General features: G+C 55.4%; 29 protein-coding genes. 6 read left to right on the top strand and 23 right to left on the bottom strand.

Going from position 1 to position 26168, the window contains the following annotated elements:
• Positions 1–88: 88 nt before the first annotated feature.
• The gene (locus K1V27_RS01460; RefSeq protein ID WP_258927743.1) at positions 89–922 is read right to left on the bottom strand and encodes a rhomboid family protein; all 834 of its coding nucleotides are present in this window, start codon (positions 920–922) and stop codon (positions 89–91) included.
• A 109-nt stretch (positions 923–1031) separates the two neighbouring features.
• On the opposite strand from K1V27_RS01460, the gene K1V27_RS01465 reads away from it, so the two are divergent.
• The gene (locus tag K1V27_RS01465; RefSeq protein ID WP_258927744.1) at positions 1032–1190 is read left to right on the top strand and encodes a hypothetical protein; all 159 of its coding nucleotides are present in this window, start codon (positions 1032–1034) and stop codon (positions 1188–1190) included.
• Between the two features lie 87 nt (positions 1191–1277).
• Here K1V27_RS01465 and K1V27_RS01470 read toward each other — a convergent pair whose 3' ends face one another.
• The 6 genes from K1V27_RS01470 to K1V27_RS01495 all read right to left on the bottom strand — a co-directional run bounded on the left by K1V27_RS01470 (position 1278) and on the right by K1V27_RS01495 (position 7311).
• Positions 1278–2660 (bottom strand): phospholipase D-like domain-containing protein, encoded by a 1383-nt coding sequence (locus K1V27_RS01470; RefSeq protein ID WP_258927745.1) that lies wholly within the window; start codon positions 2658–2660, stop codon positions 1278–1280.
• A gap of 379 nt (positions 2661–3039) precedes the next feature.
• Positions 3040–3774, bottom strand: a complete 735-nt coding sequence (locus K1V27_RS01475) for an amino acid ABC transporter ATP-binding protein (RefSeq protein ID WP_258927746.1) — start codon at positions 3772–3774, stop codon at positions 3040–3042.
• Complete coding sequence (locus tag K1V27_RS01480; protein WP_258927747.1) at positions 3774–4442, bottom strand: ABC transporter permease subunit; 669 nt, start codon at positions 4440–4442, stop codon at positions 3774–3776. The genes K1V27_RS01475 and K1V27_RS01480 overlap by 1 nt, the downstream gene beginning before the upstream one ends.
• A 203-nt stretch (positions 4443–4645) precedes the next feature.
• Complete coding sequence (gene glnH / locus K1V27_RS01485) at positions 4646–5386, bottom strand: glutamine ABC transporter substrate-binding protein GlnH (RefSeq protein WP_258927748.1); 741 nt, start codon at positions 5384–5386, stop codon at positions 4646–4648.
• Between the two features lie 64 nt (positions 5387–5450).
• Positions 5451–6554 (bottom strand): KamA family radical SAM protein, encoded by a 1104-nt coding sequence (locus tag K1V27_RS01490; protein WP_353740509.1) that lies wholly within the window; start codon positions 6552–6554, stop codon positions 5451–5453.
• Positions 6555–6639: 85 nt separating this feature from the next.
• The gene (locus K1V27_RS01495) at positions 6640–7311 is read right to left on the bottom strand and encodes a GntR family transcriptional regulator (protein ID WP_258927750.1); all 672 of its coding nucleotides are present in this window, start codon (positions 7309–7311) and stop codon (positions 6640–6642) included.
• 271 nt (positions 7312–7582) lie between these two features.
• On the opposite strand from K1V27_RS01495, the gene K1V27_RS01500 reads away from it, so the two are divergent.
• Both K1V27_RS01500 and K1V27_RS01505 read left to right on the top strand, forming a co-directional pair.
• Positions 7583–8143 (top strand): CBS domain-containing protein, encoded by a 561-nt coding sequence (locus K1V27_RS01500; protein ID WP_258927751.1) that lies wholly within the window; start codon positions 7583–7585, stop codon positions 8141–8143.
• A gap of 130 nt (positions 8144–8273) precedes the next feature.
• The gene (locus K1V27_RS01505; protein WP_258927752.1) at positions 8274–8867 is read left to right on the top strand and encodes a superoxide dismutase; all 594 of its coding nucleotides are present in this window, start codon (positions 8274–8276) and stop codon (positions 8865–8867) included.
• A gap of 64 nt (positions 8868–8931) precedes the next feature.
• Here the strand turns inward: K1V27_RS01505 and K1V27_RS01510 are convergent, their stop codons facing one another.
• Positions 8932–11343, bottom strand: coding sequence for a glycoside hydrolase family 65 protein (locus tag K1V27_RS01510; RefSeq protein ID WP_258927753.1), 2412 nt, complete (start codon positions 11341–11343; stop codon positions 8932–8934).
• A gap of 251 nt (positions 11344–11594) precedes the next feature.
• Here K1V27_RS01510 and K1V27_RS01515 point away from each other — a divergent pair, with 251 nt between their 5' ends.
• Positions 11595–11762 carry a hypothetical protein gene (locus K1V27_RS01515; RefSeq protein WP_258927754.1) on the top strand — a complete coding sequence of 56 codons (168 nt, stop codon included), beginning with the start codon at positions 11595–11597 and terminating at the stop codon, positions 11760–11762.
• 189 nt (positions 11763–11951) lie between these two features.
• Here the strand turns inward: K1V27_RS01515 and K1V27_RS01520 are convergent, their stop codons facing one another.
• From K1V27_RS01520 to K1V27_RS01555, 8 genes are all read right to left on the bottom strand, one after another.
• Positions 11952–13592, bottom strand: coding sequence for a choice-of-anchor Q domain-containing protein (locus K1V27_RS01520; RefSeq protein ID WP_258927755.1), 1641 nt, complete (start codon positions 13590–13592; stop codon positions 11952–11954).
• 443 nt (positions 13593–14035) lie between these two features.
• On the bottom strand, positions 14036–14698 hold the full coding sequence (locus K1V27_RS01525; RefSeq protein WP_258927756.1) for an MnhB domain-containing protein: 663 nt from the start codon (positions 14696–14698) through the stop codon (positions 14036–14038).
• 63 nt (positions 14699–14761) lie between these two features.
• Entirely contained in the window at positions 14762–15424 is a 663-nt protein-coding gene (locus K1V27_RS01530; RefSeq protein ID WP_258927757.1) for a hydrogenase subunit MbhD domain-containing protein, read from the bottom strand.
• On the bottom strand, positions 15421–15696 hold the full coding sequence (locus K1V27_RS01535; RefSeq protein WP_258927758.1) for a monovalent cation/H(+) antiporter subunit G: 276 nt from the start codon (positions 15694–15696) through the stop codon (positions 15421–15423). Before K1V27_RS01535 ends, K1V27_RS01530 begins: the two co-directional genes overlap by 4 nt.
• A complete protein-coding gene (locus tag K1V27_RS01540) occupies positions 15687–15944 on the bottom strand; it encodes a hypothetical protein (RefSeq protein WP_258927759.1) in 258 nt (85 codons plus the stop codon). The genes K1V27_RS01535 and K1V27_RS01540 overlap by 10 nt, the downstream gene beginning before the upstream one ends.
• Positions 15941–16324, bottom strand: coding sequence for a Na+/H+ antiporter subunit E (locus K1V27_RS01545; protein ID WP_258927760.1), 384 nt, complete (start codon positions 16322–16324; stop codon positions 15941–15943). The genes K1V27_RS01540 and K1V27_RS01545 overlap by 4 nt, the downstream gene beginning before the upstream one ends.
• On the bottom strand, positions 16321–17748 hold the full coding sequence (locus K1V27_RS01550; RefSeq protein WP_258927761.1) for a proton-conducting transporter transmembrane domain-containing protein: 1428 nt from the start codon (positions 17746–17748) through the stop codon (positions 16321–16323). The genes K1V27_RS01545 and K1V27_RS01550 overlap by 4 nt, the downstream gene beginning before the upstream one ends.
• Positions 17749–18090, bottom strand: coding sequence for a cation:proton antiporter subunit C (locus tag K1V27_RS01555; protein ID WP_258927762.1), 342 nt, complete (start codon positions 18088–18090; stop codon positions 17749–17751). It abuts the gene before it with no gap.
• A 125-nt stretch (positions 18091–18215) separates the two neighbouring features.
• Between K1V27_RS01555 and K1V27_RS01560 the strand changes: the two genes are divergently transcribed.
• Together K1V27_RS01560 and K1V27_RS01565 are read left to right on the top strand one after the other, a co-directional pair.
• Positions 18216–18770, top strand: coding sequence for a phosphate-starvation-inducible PsiE family protein (locus K1V27_RS01560; RefSeq protein WP_258927763.1), 555 nt, complete (start codon positions 18216–18218; stop codon positions 18768–18770).
• A 606-nt stretch (positions 18771–19376) separates the two neighbouring features.
• Complete coding sequence (locus K1V27_RS01565) at positions 19377–20162, top strand: hypothetical protein (RefSeq protein WP_258927764.1); 786 nt, start codon at positions 19377–19379, stop codon at positions 20160–20162.
• 179 nt (positions 20163–20341) lie between these two features.
• Here the strand turns inward: K1V27_RS01565 and mnhG are convergent, their stop codons facing one another.
• The 7 genes from mnhG to K1V27_RS01600 are packed head-to-tail and all read right to left on the bottom strand — an operon-like array spanning position 20342 to position 26127.
• Positions 20342–20728 carry a monovalent cation/H(+) antiporter subunit G gene (gene mnhG / locus K1V27_RS01570; protein WP_258927765.1) on the bottom strand — a complete coding sequence of 129 codons (387 nt, stop codon included), beginning with the start codon at positions 20726–20728 and terminating at the stop codon, positions 20342–20344.
• Between the two features lie 15 nt (positions 20729–20743).
• Positions 20744–21061, bottom strand: a complete 318-nt coding sequence (locus K1V27_RS01575; protein ID WP_258927766.1) for a cation:proton antiporter — start codon at positions 21059–21061, stop codon at positions 20744–20746.
• Complete coding sequence (locus K1V27_RS01580; protein WP_258927767.1) at positions 21058–21531, bottom strand: Na+/H+ antiporter subunit E; 474 nt, start codon at positions 21529–21531, stop codon at positions 21058–21060. Before K1V27_RS01580 ends, K1V27_RS01575 begins: the two co-directional genes overlap by 4 nt.
• Positions 21528–23039: a Na+/H+ antiporter subunit D gene (locus tag K1V27_RS01585; RefSeq protein WP_258927768.1), complete on the bottom strand. Its 1512-nt coding sequence runs from the start codon at positions 23037–23039 to the stop codon at positions 21528–21530. The genes K1V27_RS01580 and K1V27_RS01585 overlap by 4 nt, the downstream gene beginning before the upstream one ends.
• A 16-nt stretch (positions 23040–23055) precedes the next feature.
• Positions 23056–23409: a Na+/H+ antiporter subunit C gene (locus K1V27_RS01590; protein ID WP_258927769.1), complete on the bottom strand. Its 354-nt coding sequence runs from the start codon at positions 23407–23409 to the stop codon at positions 23056–23058.
• 1 nt (position 23410) lies between these two features.
• Entirely contained in the window at positions 23411–23818 is a 408-nt protein-coding gene (locus K1V27_RS01595) for a Na+/H+ antiporter subunit B (RefSeq protein ID WP_258927770.1), read from the bottom strand.
• Positions 23815–26127, bottom strand: coding sequence for a putative monovalent cation/H+ antiporter subunit A (locus K1V27_RS01600; RefSeq protein WP_258927771.1), 2313 nt, complete (start codon positions 26125–26127; stop codon positions 23815–23817). Before K1V27_RS01600 ends, K1V27_RS01595 begins: the two co-directional genes overlap by 4 nt.
• Positions 26128–26168: the final 41 nt, after the last annotated feature.

A 26168-nucleotide genomic window follows, 5' to 3' on the forward strand; every position in this document is an offset into this window, starting at 1 on the left:
ACGCACCATGCTATAAGTATTCAAGAAGAGGCAGGAAACCCAGCCCAACCGAAAGCATTATCTTGGAAGCTATACAAAGAGACGGTCTTCAGCCCGCAAACAAGACCGCTCCCGCCGCCCAGGCAAGAACACCAAGTGTGGTCAAAGCAAAAACTCCGGCGGCCAGTTTGTGCACATACGCCTCAGGAGTTCTTTCGTTGTAGCCGAGCAGGAAACCCAGGAGGGCCCCTGCCAGCAGTCCGCCGCCATGCCCCCAGTTGTTGATGCCGGGCACCAGCAAGCCAAACACAAAGATGCCGACCGCCCAGCCGCCGACCTGCCCGAACAGCGTCCTGCCGTATTCCCCGCCACGGCTCCTGCCGTAGTACAGTGTCGCCCCGATGAGACCACATATGGCGGCAGAAGCGCCAATGGTAAAAGTTACTCCCGCCAGGTAGGACAACCAGTAGCCGAATACACCGCTCAGCGTGTAGATGATAAAGAAACGGTAGTTGCCATATTCACGGATGACCAGCGGTCCAATCTGATAGAGCGCAAACATATTGAACAGAATATGCAGCAAACCGGCGTGCAGATAGTTTGCGGAAAGGAGCGTCCACCAGCGGTGCAACCGGTCTATGGGAAGCGTTCCTGTCGCCCCCAGCAGCAGCAGGCTCCTGTTGTCCGGAGAAAGCAGCGCGAAGGGATTCAATGCCAGGCTCCCGAATCGGGGAACGAGCACGAGCGATAAGACGAACATTAGAATATTTAAATAAATTATATTCTTAATGAGCTGTTCGGGATTGTTGAAGCCCCGTACCAGCAGGCTGTTCTTCCACCACGATCCCGGTCTTGCCAGGCCGCAATGGGGGCACCGGGGCTCGTCTGCACTGATGAGCCTGCGGCAGTTGGGGCAAAGGATCGAATTTCTGTTAACTGTCATGCGCTGCCCTTCTTCGCGTATAAAAGTGTTCTTGGTCCCTTGAGCAAATGACTTACAGATATTAAAGTTGCTGTGGTCAAACCGCAACTGGACAGGAGGATAACAGAAAGTGAGCATCTTTTACCGCATTTTGATTTGTCTGGGCCTTGTCGTTTTGCACTATGCCGGGTTTTTCCTGCCGCTCACCGAGATCTTCCTGATCTACATACTGCTGTTTAATCCGCGTTGGTTCAGAGATTTTCTGAACAGTATGGCAGCGAGCGGCTGAGCACATAAGAAGCATGGGCACACTTTATTGTGCGGCGGCGTGCTGGATCTGGGAGCAGGCGACGCAGCACACCGATTCATGGCACCGTCACTTTCTCGGGTCTTGAGACGATGTCTTCTCCTCTATGTTTTCCGGGGAGTTTCCCTGCCGGTTCTTGCGGAAATACAACTGCCCTGTTCTAATGAATAAAGACACCGACAACCACACGCAGAAAATGCTCACCGGGATGGTCAGCACCAGGGGCCAGAACCAACTGAGCAAGGCGATGAGCAAAAGCAGGAGGCCGGCGGCGGCAGTGATTTTCGCCTCCGCATGGCCCAACAGGCGATGTTCCGTCAGGGCCGCCCCGACGGTATAGCCTATGCGGATCGTACCCCTGCCGGCGCGGCTCACACTGCCGGCGTGGACCTGCCGATCGCGGCGCTGTTTTCGAGGCCTGGCATCGACGAGGGCTACCCTGTTTTTTGTGCTCAGGACCACCTCCGTTGAATTCTCCAAATCCCTCAAGAACATTTCCTGCATGGTGCGCGCGACACCTGCATCCTCGATGGCAACATCGAGCTCATAGTTGCCTATCCAACTGGCGATGTTCAGGTTGGTCGACCCCACACGGGCCCACATGCCGTCTGCTACCGCTGTCTTGGCGTGCATCATGGTGCCGTTCCACTCGAACACCCGCACGCCGGCCTCGAGCAACGGTTGATACCCGGCCCTGGATACCGCCCGCAGGATGGGAATGTCGGTTGAACCCGGAACCAGCAGCCGCACATCGACACCATCGAGGGCAGCGGCTCGAAGCGCCTGCACATAGGAGCTCACCCCCACAAAATAGGCGTCACTCAGCCATAGGGAATGTCGCGCCAGTGCGGCAACAATATTGTCGAGCCGGTACAGGCCGGCCGTGTTGGGGACCGAGGCAATGACTCTTAGATCCACCTCTCCGGCCGTTGCCATATCCTCACGCGACGGCACCTCCTCGTCACGAATCGGTCGCCCGGTAGCCGCCCACACATCCGCGAAGGCCCATTCAATATCGGCCACGGCCGGTCCGCGAATCTCCACTCCGGTGTCCCTCCAAGGTCCGATCCCGCGCTCCGGATACCCCCGCCACATCTGTCCTATGCACAGCCCCGTTACAAAAGCCGTGCGCCCATCCACCACGATCACCTTACGATGATCCCTCGATAGCCAACCGAGAGGGCTGTCCAGCTGCGGCGGATTGAAGCACCTTACTTCCACCCCGGCCTCCCGCAACCTTTGCCAGTAGCGCCGCGAAGCCCTTAAAATCCCCCCCAGCCAATCGTATACCACGCGCACCCGGACACCGCGCCGCGCCTGCCGCATTAAAATTTCCGCAAACTCAAGCCCGACTTCGTCTTCGTGGATGATGTACATCTCGAGATGAATGGTCCTGGCGGCCGACGCGATACTGGACATCCAGGCCGGGTAGTTGTCAGCGGCGTCAGACAAGACACGGATGCTGTTACCCCCTACAAGAGGCGCCCCCGCCGCCCTGGAAAAGATTTGTTCGGCAAGTGCGCGACTTGCCAGCCAGGTCCGGGGTCTAGAATTCAAAGTCGCGTGGTAGGCCATGGCCGAGCAACCCTTTTTTCCCTTTTGGTGCAATTGACAGTGAGAAGAACTTGCCCACCTCCGTAACACTCCAACCAGGCATGCCGGCGCTCGGACCGAAGCGGGCAAACCCTGCTCCTGTTCCGGTCCCTGGCCTCGGCCTCCTGTGCTTTCGTTTCTGACCTGCGAGCTCTCACATGAACGAAGTTGGGCGCCTTGCGGGATGGGTACTGAATACCGTAGAATTTTCAGGTACACAAGATAACGGAACAGATGCTTATTCGATGGGCGAGCGGACCTTGCTCAAAAAGCTGATGGTGCGCTCATTGCGAGGATTGGCGAACAGTTCCCGCGGAGTGTTTTCTTCAACGATGACTCCTTCGTCCATAAAGATGACCCGGTCGGCCACTTCTCTGGCAAACCCCATTTCGTGACTCACGACCACCATAGTCATGCCCTCCTTGGCCAGAGTTTTCATGACTTCCAAAACTTCCCCGACCAGTTCCGGGTCCAAGGCACTGGTGGGTTCATCGAACAGCATCACTTTCGGTTTGAGGGCCAACGAACGGGCAATGGCAACCCTCTGTTTCTGCCCGCCGCTGAGCTGATCGGGAAAAACATGGGCCTTGTCCTTCAACCCGACTTTTTCCAGCAGCTCCATACCCAAGGCCTCCGCTTCTCTGCGGGGAATTCCTCTGACCTTAACGGGGCCGAGCGTGACATTCTTGAGGGCCGTCATGTGGGGAAACAGATTGAACTGCTGAAACACCATTCCCGCCTCGGTGCGGATCAAATTGATGTCGGTCTTCCTGTCGTTGATATCATAATCATCCACGATAATTTGACCTGAAGTCAGCTTTTCCAGACGGTTGATGCAGCGCAGCAAGGTGCTCTTGCCGGAACCGCTCGGGCCGATGATCACCACCACTTCCCCCGGTTGGACATGGAGATCAATGCCTTTGAGCACCTCGAGCGCGCCAAAACTCTTGTGCAGCCCGCGAATCTTTATCATTACCTGATTTCCAGTCTTCTTTCCAGCATGCGCAAAACCTTGGCTATGGTCATGGTGAGCACCAGATACATGACGGCTACCGTCAGCCAGACCTCAAAAGCCCGGAAATTGGCGGCTATGATTTCCTGACCGGTTCGGGTCAATTCGCCAACACCGATGACCACCAGCAAAGAAGTGTCCTTCAAGCTGATGATGAACTGGTTGCCCAAGGGCGGGATCATGCGCCGGAATGCCTGCGGCCAAATGATGTAGAGCATGGTTTTGACATGAGTCAGCCCGATGGAACGGCCAGCCTCCATTTGGCCTCTGTCGATGGACTGAATAGATCCGCGCACAATTTCCGCGATATAAGCACCCGAGTTTATGGCGATGGCCCCAATGCCTGCCGCCAGCGGCGGTATGCGTGCATTGAGCGCCAACGGCAGGCCAAAATAGAGGAACATCACCTGAACCATGAGCGGCGTACCGCGAATGCTTTCGATGTAGAATCCGGCCATGCGATAAAAAATGGGATTTCTGGAGGTTCTGGCCAGCCCGGCAACAGCTCCCAGACAAAAACCGATCACCAAGCCGAAGATAGTGATGAAGATGGTGTATTTGATACCAACCAGCAGTATCGGGATGGACTCCCAAATGACGCTCGCTTTGAAATTAAAGTGGCCGGCCATAACACTCCATTGGTGTAAACCTTCATTGATTTATGGTGCGTCGTTCCTGGTGCGCCAATTCCGCCTGGCGGCAGGCAAATACAACGGCTGGGGGAAAAGGGGTCAAGGGGTATAATGGATTTCACCGGCCGACGCTGCTGTGCTTGCCGCTCGGGAGACCGTCACCCGCCTGCACCCCCAATTTTTGAACCTTCGCATCCTGGTTATTTGGGTTCCGTTCCAAACCATTTCTTGTAGATTTGATTATACGTTCCATCTTCCATGAACTTGAGGATGGTGATCGTTACCTTCTCTCTCAGATCACTCCCCTGCGGAAAAGCGATTCCATAGGACTGTCCCTGATAAAGGGGGCCCACCGTCTTGACCGCTTCTTTACCTTCGGTCTTGATGTAGTAGAGGATTGCGGGCGAATCAAAGAGGACCGCATCGGCCCCGCCCCCACGCAATTCCATGTAGGCTCCGTCAATGTTGGGGAAAAGCTTGACCTCTTTGGTCTTGAGCCCCTTGGCAAAATCGGCGCTGGTGGTTCCCAGCTTGGTGGCCACCACTTTGTCCGCAAGATCCTCAACCCCGCTGATGCTCTTGTCGTCCGCCTTGACCATCAGGAGAAGTCCTGCATCGTAGTAGGGATAAGCAAAATCGACCACCTCTTCGCGTTTTGACTTGATGGTCATGCCGGCGATGGCCAAGTCGATGTTTCCCGTCTGCAGGGCGGGAATGAGGCCGTTGAAATCCATCGGTTGCAGCTTGTATTCGAGGCCTAGATCTTTGGCAATGGCATCCCACAGATCGATGTCAAAGCCAACATATTTGTCGCCCTCCTTGAATTCGAAAGGCATGAAATTGGTGTCGCAGCCCACTACCAAGGTCTTGGCATGGACACCAACAACGCAAAAGATGGAAACAAAAAACACAGCAACAAACAATCCGGCCAACTTCTTCATGGTACCCTCCTTCTTCTGTTGGTTTGCACTTGCCACCAGCCGCACAACTCACGCGCCCCGAAACCTATTCGGGAATATTGGGAAGCGTGGTGAGCTGTCCTTTGTAATTCCTCAAAACATACTCTCCGGCATTTTTTTCAACAATGTAATAATCCGGCATCAGTGGGATCTTGCCGATGTTTGTGGCGATCACATACATGGGTTGCGCCAGCCCGGTCGTATGTCCTCTCAGGCCGTCGCGGATGAGCTGCGCCCCTTTTTCCACCGGGGTGCGGAAATGGTCGATCCCGGGGGCCGGTTCACAATAAAAAACATAATAGGGACGGATTCGCACGGACAAGAGTTTTTTGTGCAGGGTTTGGAAGGATTCCATATCGTCGTTGATCCCTTTCAGGAGCACCGCCTGATTGCCGACGTTTACCCCGCAGCGCAACAGGCGGTAGACGGCCTGGGCAGTCTTTTCAGTGATTTCCCTGGCATGATTGCACTGGGTGTTGACCCAGACGGGCACCCGATGAAACCCCTCCAGGACTTTCATCAGCCCCGGGGTAATGCGCTGCGGCAACACGATAGGGGTACGGGTGCCGAACCGGATCATTTGAAGATGTGGAATCTCGCGCAACTTGCGAATCAGATATTCAATTTTGTCGTCCGAGAGGATAAAGGGATCGCCACCGGTAATGAGCACATCGCGTATCTCCACATGCTCCCGAATCCATTGCAAACCCTCATCCACATCGAAGCGCAGAGTGAGCTCCCGATCCACTACCAGTTCCTTGCGAAAGCAGTGCCGGCAGTAGTTGGCGCACATGTCGGTCACGGTGAATGCGACACGATCCTCGTACTGACGGGCGATGCTGTCCGGTCTGTTCTCGCCGTTGGCCCGATTCTCCTTGAAGATGAGATAATCTTTTATGCCGTAGCGATTTTCCTTCTCTTTAAAGGACGGGATCACTTGCCTGCGGATGGGGCAGGCGGGATCGTCCGGGTCCATCAGGGATGCAAAATAGGGCGTTGTCCCCCACTTGGTTTGAAGGCTTTCAATGGCTTGCCTTTCCCGCTCCGTAACATGGATGACTTTTTCCAATCTATCCAATGTATTGATGCTGTTTTGCAGCTGTTCGATCCACTCTTCCATCGATCTTTCTCCCTGAAAAAACGTCTCAATCGGACTGCTGAATTTCACCCGTAAGCGTTTACTCCAGCCTCCAGAATTATCTTTTGGGTTAGGTCGGGATTGCCCTCTTCCTTGTTCAGCCGGAACTCGCCGGCAATACGTCGGAACCAAACATGGTCATCATTTTTCCCGTCACCAGGTAATGGTTGCGGATGCACTGCTCTATGCCCTGGGGATCGCCGCCGCGCAATTGATCCACGATCACCTGGTGGCGTTGTCGCACCTGTTCGGGCTCGTAGACTTTTGTCCAGTGTTTGCAGAAAATGAGGTGCAAGAGCAGCGTGAGGTTCTTGGCAAAGGCTATCAGTTGTGCATTTTGGCATTTGCTGAAAATGATTTCGTGGAACTGGTTATCGATGTTGGCCAGCTGGTAATGCTGCTTTTGCCGGGCCGCTTCATACATTTTGGTGACCAGTTTCTCCAACTTGGCCAAGTCGCTCTCCTCGAAGCTCTGTACGGCGTAACTGGCAGCGAAGCCTTCCAGCAGCCCGCGGGTGACATAGGCATCGTAGATCTGCCGCGCCGACAGGGACGCGATGAAATTGCCCACTTGCGGCCGGTATTCCACCAGGCCGTTTTGAGCCAACTGCCGCAGTGCTTCACGAATGGGTGCGCGGCTGATCTTGAGCTGTTCCGCCAGCCAGGTCTCGGAGATGCGCTCGCCGGGATTGAGCCTGCCTTTCAAGATGGTGTCATAAATGAAGGCAATCACTTGATCTTTATAGGTGCTTTTGGTGAACTTGGCCATATCCTCTCCCAAAGTCGAACGTCGATTGTCGACAATAACTCATGGGTGATCGACTGTAAAGGCAAAAATCGGTCGGACACCTTGCCAGCACAGAGCACGCATACCTTCCCCAGCCCCGCGATCAAACGCCGGAAGTTTGCTCGAAAGCATCTCACCCGCCACTCAAGGAGCTTTCAATTTTATGCTTTTTATCATATACTTCCCCACAAGATCATAGCCACGCGCCCAAAACGCCGACAACAAAGGTAACTTGAAAAACAGGAGAACAGCGATGGAAAAAATGCAGGTTCGCGATCTGATGCGGCCCATCGACGAGTTTCCGCGTATCTCCAATCACGCCACCCTGATGGAGGCAGTGGAAGCTCTGCAGGAGGCCGACAAAGAATTCCAGGCGGGGCGTTCACCCCAGAGAATTCTGCTGGTTTACGACGAAGCCGGCCATGTGGTGGGCAAGATATCGCCCATGGATGTCGTGCAGGGACTCGAGCCCAACTACGATAACATTGAAGCCTTGAAGCACATGCCCCGATATCATCTTGCCCCGAGTGTGGTCGATTCCATGAAGGAAGAGCTGCTACTATGGCAGAGACCGCTGGCCGAACTTTGCAGCAAAGCCACCGGCGTCAAGATCGGAAACTTCATTAAGTTGCCCACCCCCGACCACATGGTGAACGCCAACGACAGGATGGACAAGGCCTTTCATTGGTTCGTGGTAGGACGTCACGATTCCCTGTTTGTCAAAGAAGGCGAGCGTATTGTTGGAGTCATCCGGTTTTCCGATGTCTATCGTAAAATCACTCAGACCATGCGCGAGTGCCCTGCGCCGCAATAGCATGCGCACAGGGGCTGCTTACATCGCCAGCGAGGCTCGTGCGCGATTGCGTTGCGAAGAAAACTTTATCCGCGCGCACTTTGAAAAACCATCAACGGCCCAAACCCATAATCGCGGAAGGAGAGACAACATGGCTTTTTCATTGCCCGAACTTCCTTACAAGAAAGATGCCCTGGCGCCCCATATCAGTTCGAAAACCTTGGATTTCCACTATGACAAACACCATCAGGCGTATCTCACGAATCTCAACAAACTGCTGGAAGGAACCGCTCTGGCGAGCGAAACCCTTGAGAGCGTCATCCACAAATCGGCTGGGAAAGCAGACATGATTGGAATTTTCAACAATGCGGCACAAGTCTGGAATCACACCTTTTACTGGCATTCCATCAAGCCGGGAGGCGGCGGCAAGCCGGCAGGGGCCATAGCTGAGAAGCTGCAGGCCGATTTCGGAGGCTACGATGAATTCGTGCAGAAATTCAAGAATGCCGGCCTCACCCAGTTTGGCAGCGGATGGGCATGGCTGGTTATGAAAGACCACAAACTTGCAATCACCAAAACAGGCAACGCCGACACTCCCATGGTTCACGGCATGACGCCGTTGCTCACGGTAGACGTTTGGGAGCATGCCTATTATCTCGATTATCAGAACCGCCGCGGCGACTATCTGGACGCTTTCGTTGCGCACCTGATCAATTGGGATTTTGTCAATTCAAACCTTGCCTGAACAGGCAAGACGGCGGGTTCGCTTTTTTCATCTCTCTTCGATGTTTGGGCTCCACTTGCTCGAATTATGGGTGCGACACGGCCCCGACCAGGTCAAATGTCAGGGTGTCTCCCGGCTCGAGCTGGTAGATTTGGTTTTGAAACGAGATCTTGGTCGCCTGTAGTTCGCACTGGTCACAAGCAATGGACAACAGCTCCGAGGTTGCGGAGAGCTCAAACCAGCTGCCGCGGTATTTGATTCTCATGGAAAGCCTGGGCAAGTTTTCAGGAATGCTCGGGTTGACAAAGAGAATGTCGTCGTGGAACTCCAACCCGGTGTAGCAGCGCTGGAGAATGTCTACGGTTCCCGCCATGGCGCCGAGATGGATGCCTTCATGGGTGGTACCCCCCTGGACATCCGAGATATCGCTCTCCAGGCCTCGGCAGAAAAGCGTGAGCGAGCGCCGCCGATCGGAGCGGGCCAGGACCCAGGAATGGACAATGTTACTCAAGGTGGAACCGTGGGAGCTCCGCTTCCCGTAGTATTCGATGTTGGCCGGTATGCTGGCGGGCTCAAAGGCATATCCCATACAGTCGAAGAGCTGTTCCAACTCCTCGGCCGAGAAGAGGTAAAAGAGCATGAGCACGTCGGCCTGCTTTGAAACTTTATAGCGGTTGGGAGTATCCCCCTCCGCTTCGAGGATGCGGTCCAGGCGCTGTATATTGCCGTATTTTTCCCGGTATTCCTCCCAGTCGAATTCCAGGAGCCGGTCGTACCCTTCAAACTGGCTGATGATATTATCTTCATGGAACACCACGCGCATCTTTCGGGTGATGTCCTGCCAGCGATCCAGTTCGACTTGTCCCAGACCCAGCATCTCCAGCAAATCATTCCTTCTTTTGGGGGCGAGCGTCTCAATGGCTTTGCGGGCCGTGCGCAGCACATAGACGGTCATGACATTGGTATAGGCATTGTTGTCGAGGCCGGGCTGCTCCGCATCCGGATAGCGGTCGTGATATTCGTCGGGCCCCATGACGCCGAGGATTTCGTAGCGGTCCAGTTCATTGTTATAGGTGGTGATGCCGGCCAATAGACGGGCAATTTCCACAATCATCTCCGCGCCGTAGGTGGAAAGAAACTCGCGGTCTTCGGTTGTTTTGAAATAGTGCCAGACATTGTAGGCGATGGCGGCATTGACATGGCGCTGCAAGTGGGTATTGTCCGGCAGCCAGCGGCCCGATTGCGGATTGAGATGGAGCTGCTGAGTTTCCTCGCGCCCGTTGCTGCCGCTCTGCCAGGGGTAGAGTGCGCCCTTGAGCCCTTCCCTCTGGGCCGCCCGGCGCGCCTCACCAAGGCGCCGGTAGCGGTACAGCAAGAGGGACCTCGTGAGCATCGGCTGGCGCAGGTTGAGATAAGGAAAGATGAAGAGCTCATCCCAGAAGATGTGTCCGCGGTACGCCTCGCCGTGCCAACCCCGGGCAGGGACCCCTACATCGAGGTCGATGGAGTTTCTCGAAACTGTCTGGAGCAGATGAAAGATATGCAGACGCAGGATCATCTGCGAACGGCCGCTGTTCTCAAGGGCAATGTCGCATCGCTTCCACAAATGGTCCCACTGCAGCAGGTGACTTTCCAAAAGCTCGGCAAAATTTCCGGCATGACCGACGGCCTCCGCCGCATCCAGGGCCGGTTCGGAAATGGCAAAATCCCTGGAGGTGAAAAACGCCACAATTTTTTCGATACGCACGGGGTGCTTTTCCACTCCCTCCACACAAAACTGTTGCCCGACATAGCCGGGCCGCTCGACAAGCTTCCTGGTCACCTCGATCTGTTCATCTCGAGCATAAACCCGAATCCTGGCGGCTTCGGCCACGCGCAGATGAGACTGGTTGGTCTCGGCCAGCAGAAAAATCGATTCGTCGTCCACCGCCCCGCTTTGGACGGGCTCGAGGTGCTTGCTGTTCAGCTTCTTATAGCGCTCGACCCCAGCGTTGACCACGGTCCCGTCAAGACCCGAAAAAACCTCGATCGATCCGCACCAGTTTTCCGGGATAATGATGGTTTCAAGTGCTGCCAGGTGCATCTGCTCCATGTGTACGAAGCGCCTTTGCATCAAACGGGTCTCCCGTCCCTGAGGGTCTCTGAAGTGGACCGTCCTGGAAAGCAGCCCCTGCTTCAAATTGAGCTCCTGGCGATAAGCAAGGATCTCGACCCGCTGAAGATCGAACCACTGGCCCCCTTCGGGACGGAACGAGGTTACCAGCCAGTTGGGCATGTTCACCAGGTCTTCGTTTTCGACGATGTGTCCTGCAATCTCAGTTTTCAGCCGGTTGTAACCGCCGGCCAGATAGGTGCCCGGGTAATGCACCTCGTCCGCCGTGGATTCGGGTGCCGCGCCGCGCGTGGCGAAATAGCCGTTTCCCAGGGTGCACAGGGCTTCACGCAGGCTCTCTGTCGATGGTTCAAATTCTTCATAAACTAGAGTCCATGGATTCATGACGACCTCCTGCTCGAATGGATCGGTTGGCGAGAAACCGGCGGATCTCGCTGGGGTCTTTCAGGCTCCGGGTTGAAAACGCAAGCGGTGCCTTGCAAACCGCACCGACCAAGCCCATTGGTTGCTCTTCGTGTCAGGGCTGACGCCCACCGGCGAATGTCACCCAGGTAACGGTGCATCACCGCGCCGCTGGATGGATACCAGGGTCGCCAATCCCGCACCCCGGTCCAGCATTTCCAGGCGGGACCTTCTTGAATTTGTCAACCTGTCGTTCGGTACTCCTGGTGATTTTGCTGACCGCCGAGGTGGATACGCCCAATGCCCTTGCCGCCGAGGGAACGGATCAAGCCGTCTCCCACCAACTCGGGCCGGCGCCCCATCGCAACGCCATCTTCTGTCAAATTTGCGGTAATTCCTGATGGCCGTCCTGACGGTTCCACCGAAACTGTGCAGCACGAACTCCCGGTCCCGGCAGTCGTTTTTGATTTTGCCGGTCACCACCCCATGCCCGTACCAGGCATTTCTTTGCAGGCCTGCAAGGTCGTCAACAAGCTTGGCACGTAATGGATTCAGGTGGATGTAGCGGACCAATTCCTGGAAATAGGTTGTTAATCAAGAGTCAGCAGAAACACGGGAATTATCGCTCGGCCGAACATGGATTCATAGGCACCCACGTCCACCCTGCCTTTTAAGATGCGCGCATTCCCTTCGAAATCCTCGCTTGGAATCTCGGGCGCCGTGTTGAGCCCTCTATTGATACAGGGAGAAGAGCAATCCAGATGGTAGTCCCCATCTACCCAGACATCATCTGCAGTATCTCCGGGAGTTCCGGCATCGTCCCAATAACCGGTTGCGATAAACCGGGGATCGGCATCCAGGTTACCTGCTCCAAAATCCCAGGGAGCAGAAAGACTGGTGTAATTGTTGTGGTAGCCGTAGGCAGTGCCAAGGGCCAAGGTGATATCATCGCCGCTATTTCCCCGAATGATATTGTTGTAGACATACAGGTTGTGTTCATCCGAGTTGAGATAAGCCCCCCCATAGCTGAAGGCACTGTTCTGCGTGATGGTGTTGTTGGTGAGTGTGACGGCGCCTGTGGCGCCTCCCACGTTTGTGGCAGAGTCGCACTTCAGGCCGCCGTAGGAGTTGACAGCCACATTCCCGGCGACCACGTTGTTGACCACACGGATGGAGCCGGCTGTCCCGGAGAGTGCAAAAGATTTGGCAAGTACTCCACCACTGTAGGAAGCCTTATTCCCCGATACATTGTTCCCCGTGAGAAAGATAGCACCGGCAGCACCCATATGTGTATAGGTGTTGGCGTATGCTGCGCCACCGTGCTGGCCGACGACATTGGCGCCAAGAGTGTTTTTCTCGATGGTAACCCCACCGGCGCCGGTATATCCATTCGATGTGGCATACAATCCCCCGCCGCTGCCGTCACTGGTGTTTTCAGTCAAGATGTTTTCCCGGACGCTGATATTGTCCGCTGCACCAGAGACTGAATGAGATTGACCGTATATTCCCCCGCCATGATTGCCGGCATGGTTTTCCGTAAACGTGTTTTTTTCTATGGTGACGGGTCCTGACGATCCTGGATCGGCATAGCTTGAGGCAATTATCCCTCCGCCATTTTCACCGGAGCTGTTTTGTGCAAAAGCATTATGGGTGATGGTGATCATGCCTGCACCGGCTTTGCCATACGATCTGGCATCTGCCCCCCCGCCCCCGCCCGGGGCGGTGTTCCCAGTGAAGATGTTGTTCGTGACAATGACATCGTTACCCCTCCCTGAATCGGAATCGGAGTCGGAATGGGCAGATAACCCTCCGCCACTGCCCAAAGCGGCACGGCCGTTACGGATGGTGAATCCGTCCACGGTAACGTTGCCTCCGTTGGAATTTTCAAGCACCAGAACCCTCCCGCTGCCGCCGCCATCGAGAATGGTGCTCGCGGGATCAATCACCCGGGTGGCGCATCCCGTACCGGGTGTGTATCCGCCGCGCAAAATAATAGAGTAGCCCTGGTTCGAGTAGCTGGTAAAGTGTCCGGTGTAGGTTCCCCGAGCCACCTTAATCAGATCGGGAGCTCCATTTCCTGTCGCAAAATCCAAGGCGCTCTGAAGGTCCGTAAAATCTCCACTGCCGCCGTGATCCACACAACGGGTTATCAGTTGCGCTGCCCATGCGCTCTCGTTCTCAATGACCACTGAGGTAACACTCAGAAAAATCAGCAGCAATGCTTTTTTCATCTCCGCTCCTCCCGATTGGTTGAGACCGCGGCCCCCCATGAGCCACAGGGCCGGACTGTTTCAACATGAGTATACCCGCTACTGGACAAAAAGCGGGTTTTCGGCCGGCAGCTATCACATGAAAGTCTGAAAAAGAGCGGGCGTTGAGTCCTCCGAAAAGAAGGCAGAGCCTGCGAGAACTGACCGGCAGGGCCAATAAGCAGATGAGGCAGGAGGTGAGGTGGCCGCATGAAACCACCCGATGCGCATACGCCGCCGTTGCATCAACGCGAATACTCTTTAATCCTTGCAACTTTACATATGAGACTACGGAAGCAGACATTCTCTGTCAAACAAAAACGGTGATCGTCCGTCGCCACAGCTCAGCCCTGTCCGTAACCCGTATCAGTATACCTTGAACTGAACTCTGATCTTTCCGTCAGGGCAGAGGTTTCTAGGCCAGGCTAAAGCAGTCCGCGATAGCGGATAAAGGTCAACACGATGGTCCAGGCTCCGAAGGTCACCTTGAGTGCGATCAGAACATTCAACAGAGGAATAAAGACATTGTCGAGGGGCACCCAAACCGGTTGGGCAAGCATCCTCAGACCGGACAAGCTCAAAATCGCCAGCAGCAGGAAAACCAGCACAGTCGCTTTCTCCCAGCCGCCGATATGCCATTTGACGTAGTGCTCGACCAGAACTGATGCCTCGGTGGTTATGGCCACCAGCCCGATGGCGGTGCCTCCAGCCACTCCCGCTGCGAATGCGCCGCCCGGCGCCAGGTGCCCTCGGAGGGACAGCTCCAGCGCCACCAACGCGGCCACCATGGCTCCAGTGCGAGCCACGATGACGGTGGTGTCGTCGGAAATATGAACAATTTCTTCCTTGGCTTCATGATGAGACAGGTAGTGTTGAACACCGAGCACCGCAATGGTGAAAACAAAGACTTCAAAAATGGTGTCATAGAGCCGGTTGCGCAATAGAATACCGGTCACCGCGTTAGGAATGGCGGCTTCCCCGGCAATCGTCGCCGCGATATCCAAAGGCGGCAACTGCACATTGGTCGGCGTCCAGGCGATGCAGCCAAAGATGGCCGCAATCACAGCGGCGTAGACCCAGCGCATCATGGGCAATTCTCCTCAGTGTTACACTAACAGGCTGTCTGCACACGGGTTCAAATTGCAACTCCGTCATTCCAACGAATGCCAAAATCCAGTACCCCTGCTTGGTTGCGAATTCCCATTTGGACCGGCATGATGCAAGCCCGAGGTTCTCGCAGAGGCTCCCAGGGTGCAAACGAACAGTTCGGCCTCAGCAAAAAAACTCTTCATCTTCCTGCCGATGGAATCACCGTGACGCGCCAGACAAACTGCATGGGCGGCGTCCCGCGGAGGTTCAACGAAGGTCAGGTGTGAGGTTTTTTCCGCAACCAGGCCGGCGGGCCCGTAAACGGCGTCAATGGCGCCTTTCTGCAACGCGTCCAACAGCGACTCCCAGTCATCAAAATAGAGATAGCGCAGCGCCAGCTCATGGTGTGCGCAGAACAGGCGAACGGGTTCAAACATCGGGCTGCAGGCCGGCCCGTCCGGCTCCACACCAAAGTCTGCCACCCAGCCGAATCGCAGCACCATGGAGGAACGGACGGCGATGGCATACAGCAGTATGGTCAGCAAGGTACCAATCAGGGCTTCGGTCAGCGCGACGTCGGGGGCACCAAGCAGAGCATAAATCAGGGTTGCGGCCACACCCATGATGCCTCTCGAGATCAGGGCGAAATAAGGCCTTCTCTGTATGACCGTAAACAATGCCGTGATAGGCAGCAAGGCAACTATGGCCAGTTCGATATAATTCACGAATCGCTCCGCCTGGCAACCGATTTGGCCAAAATAAAGGCAAGCATAACACCCCAGAAGAGGATTGATCCCAGCGGCAGCAGCAAATTGTGCCATTGGGCGGGTGAGCGCAGCAGCAATCCGACGACGATGAAAAGCGAGCCGAGGGTGTCCGAAATGCCCAAAGCGTGCAGCTTCCAGAGGTAGGATTTGTTGCCCGGCAGCTTCGCGGTGCCCCACAGCCAGAACAAAACGCCCACCGCCACCATGGCCGTGCCCATAATCAGTCGCATCTGTCTTCCAATCGTTTCAGTAAATGCGCCAGCAGCATGAGGTCCGCGTTGCCCAGGCTTAGGGCGACCACCGCCACCAACCCAATCATCGAATCGTCCCGCAAAACGGAAAAGACGATCACAATGACAGCGGCCTTAGTCGAGACGCTGGCATAGCACAGCATCTGCTCCCAGATATCCCCGCAGCGGACCGAATGGACAATGGGAATGAGCAGCGCCAAGAGCATCAAGGCCATCAAGTACATCATGATCGAGTCTTCCGCTCAAGTTCATGAACATTTATTTTTTCTTCCGATACTTCGCTGATGGCAAGAGACTTGGGAGTGAGCGTGATCAGGAATACTGCTTCGAACACTTTCCAGGCATTGCCGGACTCTTCGAGTCGATCGCTGTAGATGCGTTCATAGCGGTGCGGCAAGACCATGATCTGGATTGCCTGACCGACGGCTGCCGGCAGCATGGTCAAAATTCGAATCCCGGTGACGGACATTCGCCAGGCAGACACCTTATGTTTCGGCAGAAAGGCGACGGCCACCGAAGCCAGTGCCCCAACGGTGAGATTCACCCAGGAAAAATCGGCCGTCAACAAGACCCAAAAGAGAAAGCTTAGCAATATCGGCCCACTCATGGCATTACTCCAAACAGCAGAAGAATCAACAGCATCACACAGGTCATACCCACTAGATGTTCGAAATGCTCCCAGTCCGCCGGCAGTTCAATCCGGTTCAACCGCCCGAGAAACAAGCGGTGCAGCAGCCAGCCGACAAGCAACGTGATGGCGGCTTTGGCCCAGTCGGAGAAAGCTTCCGGTACACCAATGATTCCAAACAGCAGCATGATACCGGTCAGGAACAATAACGCCTGCCAGTGATCCAGCGACCCTGGCTGCGCATCACGCTCACGCACGGGCAAAAACAAGAGACGTGCCAGCAGCCCGGCGGTGCACGTCGCCGCCGCCAGCATGACCCAATACTGCCACGAGACGAGGGATTGAAAGACCGCGGTTTTTGCGTTGAAGCCGACCATCAGGGGCACCCCGCAAATGGACAGGCCGGCGGCGGTCAGCGCTGTCATAGAGATTGCTGAAACACCGTTCTCCCGCAACGTTGGCAAATCTCGCGTGGGCAGATTCGCAGTGGCAAGAAACAGTGAGGCTTTCGCCACTCCGTGGCCGAAGGCATACAGGGCTCCAGCCGCGGGCGCAACCAGAACAAAGCCCACCTGGGACAGGGTGGAGCACGCCAGAAAGCGCTTGATATCGCGCTCAAAGGCGGCCAAAGTGATACCCAGCACGGCAGCGCAAATGCCTATAACGCTGACCACGGAGCCCAACCCGGGGGAGAGCTCAGCCAATCGAATGAGAGGCAGCAGGCCCATTTTGACCACCACACCCGAAAGTATGGCCGACACCGGGGTTTCTGCCTGCGAGTGAGCATGGGGCAGCCACAGCCCCGGCAGAAACACCCCGCCTTTGACCAGCAGACCGGTGATGATCAGCAGCGAAGCGGCATGCGGCGCTTCTGTCAGGCTTGCCAGGGCAAAATCTCCTGAGGATTCATAAACCATGATGGTTCCGATCAGAAAAAAGAGCATGCCGATGTTGCTCAGAAAAAGGTAGCGCAGCGCGTTCCACAAATGCCGGTCCTTCAGCGTGCAGCCGATCATCAGAAAGGCAATGATGGTAGTGAGCTCCAGCACCACGTAGAGATTGAACAGGTCGTCTGCAACAAAGCATGCATTCAGCGACCCGTGCAGGAAAGCCATCAACATCAGGAAGAAGGGAAGGCGCTTGCGCTGGATGATGTAGATCAGCACAGCGGTAAACACCACACCATTGGTGAGCATGAACCACGCGGCGGTGGGATCGGCCATGATGGCGACACCATAGCTGTCGATCAGATGGTAGCGCAGGGTGATCCCAGCAAGGATAATGAACAGACTGCTGCTGCAGGTCAGCAGAAAGCTCAGCAGCAGCATCCCCACAGCGATCCGCGGAATGAGAACACCAATGACACCGGCAGCAAGCGGGCCGAGAACCAGAGCAAACAGCATTCAGTCCTCTCTGTACCTTTCAATCTCTTTGACATCAAGGGTGGGAAACCGCTTCGCAAGGGAAATAGCGCAAACGAGCAGCAATGCGACGATGGAAAATCCAATCACTATAGAAGTGAGTACGACCGCCTGCGGAACAGGGTCGGCATAGGGACTGGCAGGGTTTGTAACGATGGTCGGCGCGCGCCGTCCGGACCGGGCCGCGGTGAACACAAACAGGCTTATGATGCCGGTGCTCATGACGTCCAAAGAGAGAATCCGCAACAGCAAGTTTCGTTTAAACAACACCCCTACCAACCCGATAACGATGGTCATCAGTATCATGATCTTCATGGGTTGCATGGCCTATCGCCTCTCTGTCCCTGTTGCAGTAGATCCCGTTGAATTGAATTTACACTCGCATTGGAACATCTTATTTTAAAGATCGGAAGCAAAGAAAGAATCCTTTTTTCAAAGAGAAGTTAATCATGGCACCTGAAAAGTCTGTCCCAAAAATTTCCGAGGAGTCTCTCTCATCCCATACGGATGACCCTTTCATCAACTTTCTGCATGCCATCATTCGGCTGGCGGTCAGAGTTCTGGCGGTACTGATGATATTTGTCATCATCTGGGGGATCTGGGATGTCATCTATGTGCTTTATAACCAGCTGGGAGAACCCCCTTTTCTGCTGCTGAATATCAGCGACATCCTCAACACATTTGGCGCATTCATGGCGGTGCTGATCGCCATCGAAATATTCATGAACATCTCGCTGTACCTGAGAAAAGACGTCATACATGTCAAACTGGTGGTCGCGACCGCTCTCATGGCTGTCGCACGAAAGGTCATCATTTTTGACTTCAACAAACTGGACGCCCGGTACGTGTGGGCCACGGCCGCGGTCGTGCTCGCTCTGGGCATCACTTATTACCTGCTGATCAAAGAGGGCGAAACGGTCGTTTGCCAACCTGAAAATCTCAGCCCATTGCGGCACAACGAACAGGTTGCAGCGCAAGACTCACAGAGCAATCGAGTCGCTTGAATCGCACGGGAGCTCCCCGCCGTTCCCATACTGCATTAACAAGTGTTTGATTTACTTATCTTTTTACGATTTCTTCCGGTTTTTTGTAGACACGTGTAGTGCCTTCTTGATAAGTATACCTAAATTTGCTTCTACTTCATTTTGTTTGATGACCTCAACCCTTGGATAAGGGTGGGTGGGTGGTTGGGGGGAAATCAAAGAAAGGGGGTGGATGCCATGTGTAATCGAACACTGCGCAGGTATCTGGGAATGGTCTCACTCTTTTACATTCTCGGCCTGGCGGCAGCGCTTGGCAGCATAGCCGTAGCCAGGTTGGGACTCTAACAAGGAGCAGGTTATGCCAGACGTTAACCTTGAAGACCAACAACACATCCGTGACAGCTGAAGGTTCCTTATCACCAGCTGTCACGGACCCTTCCAGGCAAACCCTGAGCCATCCTTTTCTCTCCATTTCAACCGCATTTCATTCAGCCGGGCTTTGCACTGCCGCGGCAGACAGCCTTCAAATTCATTTGCAATATGCCAAAGTTTGGTTACTTTATTGCTGCATTGCGCGGCGGTGCGGGTAGCGGATCTGCTGCTGGACAGGATGAAGGAAACAGACGAATGCCCAATAAACTTCGCCTCTTGGATGTCTTCGAAGGAAAAAGGAACCTGAAGCTCGTTTTGGGAGTCAGCGTATTTTTGTTTCTCGCTATCGAGCTACTGATTTTCATCGCCGCGTCGGCTTCTTCCGGCGACCGCTCTTTCGTTGAAGTCAAAAACCAGAACGGCCAGGTAGTCTATCGCACCCCGGGCAGCACCGTCGGGCACATTCACCGCCCGTACTTTGAAAGGCACCACGGGGCACTGGATAATTACGTAATAGAAATCACCACCGAATACAAACCTTTCCCGGTAAGAGAATGGGTCGTGGCGTCGGTCGGTATTCCCATCGGCTTGATTCTCCTGGTTTCGTTCCTCATTAAAGTTTATCTTTCCCTGATCTATGGTGAAGAACCACCGGACAATGCAGATCCGCTCATGTTTGACGGCAGAAAGCAGGCCCTTCTTTCCTGGTCGCGGCTGATGAGCAGTGTTTCTGTGTTTACCATTGGAGCACTGGTGCTGTTTCTGGTATTGCTGTTCTGGCTGGTGCCCAATTTTTTCTGGAACATGGTCTCATCCAGCGTGTATGCGGTTCAGGAGCACAAGGGACTATTTTTGGGAGCGCTCATCTGCTTGGCTTTGTTCATTAGCTGGATCGCCTTTCTGCGCTACAAGCTTTCCAAAAAGATGATGGAAAATCAGCTCACCCTGGAGAAATATCGCATCGACAAACAGTTTCAGCTGGAACAGGAGCGGCGTGAACAGCTCCCGCCGCAAGAGGATAGAAAGCAGCTGGAGCCTTGAGGAGACCTGCAGAAGGAACGAGGCAATGATGGGACGATGAAACCGAATCTGACTCTCATTCGCGGCCTGGGGGCCAACAATTCATCGCACAAACCATTCCCCATGCCAAGATGACGGTGATTGAACACTCCGGCCACCAATGCGGAAGTTTGCGCGTACAAACCGGCGCCTTGCTCCACTCAGTCCCCTCCGGGGTCATCCGTTCTCTCATGGGCATAACTGCCCAGCTCCAGTTTGCATCGATCATAGCGATCGCACAGGTGGTCAATGATGGAGTTTTTCCAAAGGGGAACCTGCACGATGTAGGCTGATCGACCGATCATGTGAGCGGCCACCGGAGCCGTTACCACTACAAAGATAATGGTTGCCGTTGCACGGCTGCTCACCCCGAACTGACCAAAATGGACCGCCAGTGCCAGCAATATGAAGCCCACACCCAGGGTAGAGGCTTTGGTGGCGCATGACATGCGCATAAAAAGGTCGGGCATGCGCACAATACCCAGGCCGGCAATGAACATGAAGGCACTGCCGATGATCAACAGAATCGCACTGACTGCCTCTTGCATTGTCCTTTCCTCGAGTCAGGAATCTTCGATACGCTGCACCGACTGCTCTCGAGACAGCTCTTCAGCCTGCCCTCTTTTGGCAACATAATAAGCGAAAGCAATCACTCCCAAAAATGAGACGAGCGCCAATACACTGGCCACATCCAAAAAGACCGGAGCCCTGGTGGCGATGGCATACACGGCGACAGCCCCAATCCCGACGGTCGACATCAAATCCAGGGCCACCACCCGATCGGGAAGGCTGGGCCCGATCAACAGGCGCACAAAAGCCAGGACCACCGTGATGCTCAAAAGCAACACGGCCATACCCAGTGATATCTGCAGCAGACTCATTGAAACACCTCCCGAATCCTACGTTCGAATCCATCCTTGATTTGCCGCTGAAATTCGTTCACATCGTCGATATACATGGAATGAACGTAGAGTACCTTGCGATCGGTCGATACGTCCAAACTGAGGGTTCCCGGCGTGAGGGTTATGAGATTGGCGAGCAGGGTGATTTCGAGGTCCGATGTGAGCTCCAGGGGAATCGCCACCACGCCCGGTCGCATGTGCCATTTGGGAGAAAGGACGTCGTAGGCCACCTTCAGATTGGCTTTGATCAATTCCCAGAGGAAAAAGGTCAACAAGGCGATCATCTTGGGGACCCGGGCAAAATATCCCGAGGGATCGGCTTCCACCTGAGCCAGCCACAGGATCAGGTAGGCGACGGCGAACCCCACAATAAAGTTGGAAAGCAGGAACTGCCCGGTCAGGGCCATCCAGGCTATGGTCAGCAAAAGATTCAGCAAAAGGGTCTTCATGGCAATCTCCCCAGGACCGTCCTCACGTAGTCGGTTGGATTCATCAGCTGTTCTGCAGCACGGCCGGCAATGTCATAAAAAGGCTCAGGCAGGGCTCCGATGAGAACCATCAAGCAGGCCAGCACCCCCACTGGAATGAAGTACAACAGCCGGGAATGAAGTTGCGCTGTCGGCAACAAGGGCGCTTCGGCTTGCCGATCGTCCGGCGCCCTTTTCCAAAAGGCTTCCGACCAGACAATGGCCATCGAGTAAAGGGTCAGCAAACCCACCACCAGAGCCACAGCCACCATGAGATAGGCCTGCCGATCGAGGCCCGCTTTGATCAGGATGAATTTACCCCAGAACCCGGAGAGGGGCGGTACGCCCGCAAGGGAGAGAGCCGGAACGAGGAAAACAACGGCAACCACTGGTCGGGCTTGGTAGAGCCCTCCCAGCTTTGACAGTTTATACGTGCCCCGCAGACGGTAGATGATCCCCCCCACCAAAAACAGGCACGTTTTCACCAGCACATCGTGGATGGTGTAAAACACGGTGCCCGCAAGGGCCAGAGGAGTGAACAGCCCCAGCCCCATGATCATATAGCCGATGTGGCTCACCAGGTTAAACGAGAGGACGCGCCTGAAATCATTTTGTACGAGCGCACCTAAAATGCCGGTTGTCATGGTCAGACCCGCCGCAACGAGGATCAGCCGGCTCAGCTGTTCCGACTGTTGCACAAACATCAGGGTGAAAACTCGAACCAGGGCATACACGCCCACCTTGGTCAGCAGCCCGGCAAATATGGCGGAAACGGGAGCCGGCGGGGTGTGGTAAGAAGCCGGCAGCCAGAAGAACAACGGGAAAATTGCCGCCTTGATCCCAAATGCGAGCAAGAACAGAACGGACACGGTGGTAAGCATTTCCTGCCGATCGGCGCTTTTCAGCTGCACCGCCAGGTCGGCCATGTTGAGCGTGCCAACCATGCCGTAAAGAATGGCAATGGCCGTCAAAAACAGAGCCGAGGAAACCAGGTTGATGGTCACATACTTGATGGCGCCTTCCAGCTGGGCCTTTTCTCCGCCGAGCTGCAGCAGCACAAAGGAGGAAATCAAAAGGACCTCAAACCAGACGTACAGGTTGAAGATATCGCCCGTTAGAAATGCTCCGCACACGCCCATCAGAAGAAAATGCATGAGTGCATGAAACCCGAACGATTCGCGCTCGGGGTCGATTGCCGCCAACGAATAGACCACCACACCAAGCCCCGTCAGGCCGGTAAGAACAACCATCAGCGCGCTGAACAGATCGGCGACCATGGTAATGCCGAAAGGCGCCGGCCAGTTGCCCATTTGGCTGGCCTGAACGCCGTCCTGCCAAACCACAGCGAACAATGCCAGACTGACCCCAAACAAAGCACAGGCGCCGGTGGTACTGAAGACCCGCTGCAGACTGCGATTGCGCCAGGCCAGCAGCGAGGAGATGGCGGTCAGCAAGGGAATCAGGATTGGGAGGATCAGCAAAATGTTCATTGTTTAGTCCCGGCTGTTAGTCAAAGCTGTCGGTGGACCGCATCTCATCCAGATCGTCTGTGCCGACGGTTTCATGGGAGCGCCAGATCAGGACAATGGCAAAGGCGGATACGCCAAAGCCGATCACGATAGCCGTCAATATCAGCGCCTCTGGAACCGGATCGGCAAATTGACCGATCAGGTGAGTCTTGCCGTGGTCGATGATTGGGGGAGCACCCCGTACCAGCCTGCCGATGGTGAAAATCAGCAGATTGGCCGCATGCCCCAGCAATGCCAGCCCAATGATGAGCTTGACGATGCTGCGGCGCATCATCAGGTAAATCCCCGCAGCGTAAAGGCCGCCGATGACAAAGGCCAGGGTGACTTCCACTTTATTCCTCCGAGAGCGAATAAATGATTGTCAAAACCACACCAAGAACCACAAGGTAGACCCCCATATCGAACACCGCGGGCGTGCCTATCTTCCCCAGAATTGTCAGCCCATCACTGTTCCAGATGCCGGTCATGAAGGGCCGGCCTGCAAACAGCGACAGACTGCCGCTGAGGGCAGCGGTGAGCAGTCCGACGGCTATCAAGGTTCTCGGCTGGACGCGCAGCACACGTTTGGACGTCTCCACCCCGTGAGCGATGCAATGGAGAGCAAAGGCGGCTGCTCCGACCAAACCGCCGACAAATCCGCCGCCCGGCAGGTTGTGCCCGCGCAGCAACAGGTAAACCGACAACAGCAGCAACAGCGGCAGAAGGTAGCGGGTGGCTGCAGACAGAATCAGCGAGCTCATGGGTTCCCCTCCGACTCTCTTTTCCCCTTCAGAAATAATTTCAACAGGGAGAAGACGCCAATGGCGGCGATGGAAAGCACCGTGATCTCTCCCATGGTGTCCAGGCCACGAAAATCCACCAGAATGACATTGACCACATTCATCCCTTTGGCGTCGGGGTAGCTGTGTTCGGCAAAAAACGGAGCCAAACGGGCTTCCCTGGACAAGGCGGTGACGGTCAGCACAAGAATCGTCATCAGGCCGCCGAAAATCAAGGCCGGCACCGCATCGCGCACGCGTTCCGAAGTCCTGGAATAGCGCTCGATTTCGGGCAGTCGAAAGAGCACCAGCACCAGCAGCAGAACACTCAGGGATTCAATGGCAAATTGAGTCATGGCCAGATCCGGCGCACTAAAAAACAAAAAAAACAGCGCGACCCCATAGCCCACGACCCCCAGGGAGACCACCGCGGTGATCAGTTTCCTCGCACGCACCACCAGAACAGTAGCCGCCAGAACCAGAACGGCCAGAACAAACTCGTGGATGCGCACATCCGACCAGCGGGAAACCCCCAAAGGCAGGTGCTGGGTGAGCAGCGAGCCGCCGATCAAGGCGATGGCCGTCACCACGATGGTGAGCAGATAAAAATGCAGGTGGCCGCTCTGCAAAATGCGAGTCGTTGCACGGGCAGCGGCTGAAGTGGCGGTCAGCAGCAGGTCGTAACCGCGCGCCGGCCCAAATGACGCGGAAGCATCGAGGCTGGTACAGACCGCGCGAAATCCATCCCACCTGGAATAGACGAACATACCGGTTGCAAAGGCAAACAGGGTGAGCAGTAGATTATAATGGAAACCGTGCCAGAGGGCCAATTCGACCGCAACCGGTTGAAACCCTATGGCACTGGCGGCAGGGGCAACCAGCCAGTGTTCCACCAGGCCGGGCGCCACGCCGATGATCAACCCCAGGGCCGCGAGCAAAGCAGGACCCAGACAAAGACTCAACCCGGGCGGATGCGGTTCTCGCGCAACATCCCTCATCCCTTCAAAAAATGGACGGTACCCGACCACACCGGCGACGGCCACAAATGAGATGCTTGTGAGAAGCATCGCCCCCAACAAAATTGCGTTCAAAAGGTGCTCGGAAAGCGCCTGATAAACCAGTTCCTTCCCCACAAAGCCCAGGTGAGGCGGAACTCCGGCACTCGACAAGGCGGCCACCAAACCCGCTATGGCCACCACCGGCATCTGGCCAAAGAGGCCACCCAGTCGCGTGGCATCCCGCACCCCGGTTGCATGGTCAATGGCCCCGGCCACCAAGAACAGTGCACCCTTATACAGCGCATGAGCCAAAAGAAAGACGACACACGCCTGTATGGCAATCGGAGTGCCGATGCCAAGCAGCATGGTCATCATGCCCAGCGCGCTGATGGTAGTGTAGGCAAGAATCCGCTTCAAGTCCACGTGTACCAGCGCGAGATAGGCTCCAGTGACCATGGTGGCAGCCCCGAAGGTTGTCACGAGGGCACTCCACATTACCGTATCGCCCAACACGGGGTTGAGACGCGCCAGAAGATAAATGCCCGCTTTCACCATGGTCGCCGAGTGCAGATAGGTGCTCACCGGCGCCGGTGCCTCCATGGCATTGGGAAGCCAGAAGTGGAAGGGAATTTGCGCCGACTTGGTGAAGGCAGCGCCGGCAATGAGCAACACAATGGGAAGATAGAGCACATGAAAGCGGATGGCATCTCCGGTCAGCATCCACTGTGAAATCTCCAGCGTGCCGAACACGCTGCCCATGAGAATCAAACCGGCGAGCAGCGCCAGTCCACCCAGGCCGGTCACCAACAGCGCCTGCAGGGCTGCGTGTCGCGCGCCAGCCCGGCGATGGTCAAACCCGATGAGAAAATACGAGCTGAGGCTGGTCAATTCCCAGAAGATGAATAAAACGATGGCATTATCGGCCAGTACCAGTCCAAGCATCGAGGCCATGAAGGCGAGCATGTGGCTGAAAAATATTCCCTGCTCCGCGTGCCCTGCCAGGTAGCTCCCCGAATAGACGATCACCAATGCGCCTATGGCGGCGATCAGCAGAGCAAACAGCAGGCTCAGGCCATCCACATGAAATGTCAGGTCGATCCCGAGGGAGCCAAGCCAGGTGTACGCAAACCTGGGGGGCTCGGCCTCTGCAATGCGCCCTGAAAAACTCACAAAGTAGACGAATAGCCCCGCCGGCAGGGTAGCAAACAGCCACCCGCTGTAACGAGGCAGCCTGCGATGAATGAAAGGCGCAAAGAGAGCAGCAGCAAAACCGGAAACAACCGCCAATAGCATTTTTTACTCCCTCATTCTGTTTGCAGACTCGCTGATTCTAT

The organism is Desulfoferrobacter suflitae, from assembly GCF_022603395.1.
GTDB lineage: Bacteria > Desulfobacterota > Syntrophobacteria > Syntrophobacterales > Syntrophobacteraceae > Desulfoferrobacter > Desulfoferrobacter suflitae.

Coding starts and splice junctions, on each gene's coding strand:
- K1V27_RS01460 (WP_258927743.1), bottom strand. CDS start 922: ATGACAGTTAACAGAAATTCGATCCTTTGCCCCAACTGCCGCAGGCTC.
- K1V27_RS01475 (WP_258927746.1), bottom strand. CDS start 3,774: ATGATAAAGATTCGCGGGCTGCACAAGAGTTTTGGCGCGCTCGAGGTG.
- K1V27_RS01480 (WP_258927747.1), bottom strand. CDS start 4,442: ATGGCCGGCCACTTTAATTTCAAAGCGAGCGTCATTTGGGAGTCCATC.
- glnH (WP_258927748.1), bottom strand. CDS start 5,386: ATGAAGAAGTTGGCCGGATTGTTTGTTGCTGTGTTTTTTGTTTCCATC.
- K1V27_RS01495 (WP_258927750.1), bottom strand. CDS start 7,311: ATGGCCAAGTTCACCAAAAGCACCTATAAAGATCAAGTGATTGCCTTC.
- K1V27_RS01500 (WP_258927751.1), top strand. CDS start 7,583: ATGGAAAAAATGCAGGTTCGCGATCTGATGCGGCCCATCGACGAGTTT.
- K1V27_RS01505 (WP_258927752.1), top strand. CDS start 8,274: ATGGCTTTTTCATTGCCCGAACTTCCTTACAAGAAAGATGCCCTGGCG.
- K1V27_RS01510 (WP_258927753.1), bottom strand. CDS start 11,343: ATGAATCCATGGACTCTAGTTTATGAAGAATTTGAACCATCGACAGAG.
- K1V27_RS01520 (WP_258927755.1), bottom strand. CDS start 13,592: ATGAAAAAAGCATTGCTGCTGATTTTTCTGAGTGTTACCTCAGTGGTC.
- K1V27_RS01525 (WP_258927756.1), bottom strand. CDS start 14,698: ATGATGCGCTGGGTCTACGCCGCTGTGATTGCGGCCATCTTTGGCTGC.
- K1V27_RS01535 (WP_258927758.1), bottom strand. CDS start 15,696: ATGCGACTGATTATGGGCACGGCCATGGTGGCGGTGGGCGTTTTGTTC.
- K1V27_RS01540 (WP_258927759.1), bottom strand. CDS start 15,944: ATGATGTACTTGATGGCCTTGATGCTCTTGGCGCTGCTCATTCCCATT.
- K1V27_RS01545 (WP_258927760.1), bottom strand. CDS start 16,324: ATGAGTGGGCCGATATTGCTAAGCTTTCTCTTTTGGGTCTTGTTGACG.
- K1V27_RS01550 (WP_258927761.1), bottom strand. CDS start 17,748: ATGCTGTTTGCTCTGGTTCTCGGCCCGCTTGCTGCCGGTGTCATTGGT.
- K1V27_RS01555 (WP_258927762.1), bottom strand. CDS start 18,090: ATGCAACCCATGAAGATCATGATACTGATGACCATCGTTATCGGGTTG.
- K1V27_RS01560 (WP_258927763.1), top strand. CDS start 18,216: ATGGCACCTGAAAAGTCTGTCCCAAAAATTTCCGAGGAGTCTCTCTCA.
- K1V27_RS01565 (WP_258927764.1), top strand. CDS start 19,377: ATGCCCAATAAACTTCGCCTCTTGGATGTCTTCGAAGGAAAAAGGAAC.
- mnhG (WP_258927765.1), bottom strand. CDS start 20,728: ATGCAAGAGGCAGTCAGTGCGATTCTGTTGATCATCGGCAGTGCCTTC.
- K1V27_RS01575 (WP_258927766.1), bottom strand. CDS start 21,061: ATGAGTCTGCTGCAGATATCACTGGGTATGGCCGTGTTGCTTTTGAGC.
- K1V27_RS01580 (WP_258927767.1), bottom strand. CDS start 21,531: ATGAAGACCCTTTTGCTGAATCTTTTGCTGACCATAGCCTGGATGGCC.
- K1V27_RS01585 (WP_258927768.1), bottom strand. CDS start 23,039: ATGAACATTTTGCTGATCCTCCCAATCCTGATTCCCTTGCTGACCGCC.
- K1V27_RS01595 (WP_258927770.1), bottom strand. CDS start 23,818: ATGAGCTCGCTGATTCTGTCTGCAGCCACCCGCTACCTTCTGCCGCTG.
- K1V27_RS01600 (WP_258927771.1), bottom strand. CDS start 26,127: ATGCTATTGGCGGTTGTTTCCGGTTTTGCTGCTGCTCTCTTTGCGCCT.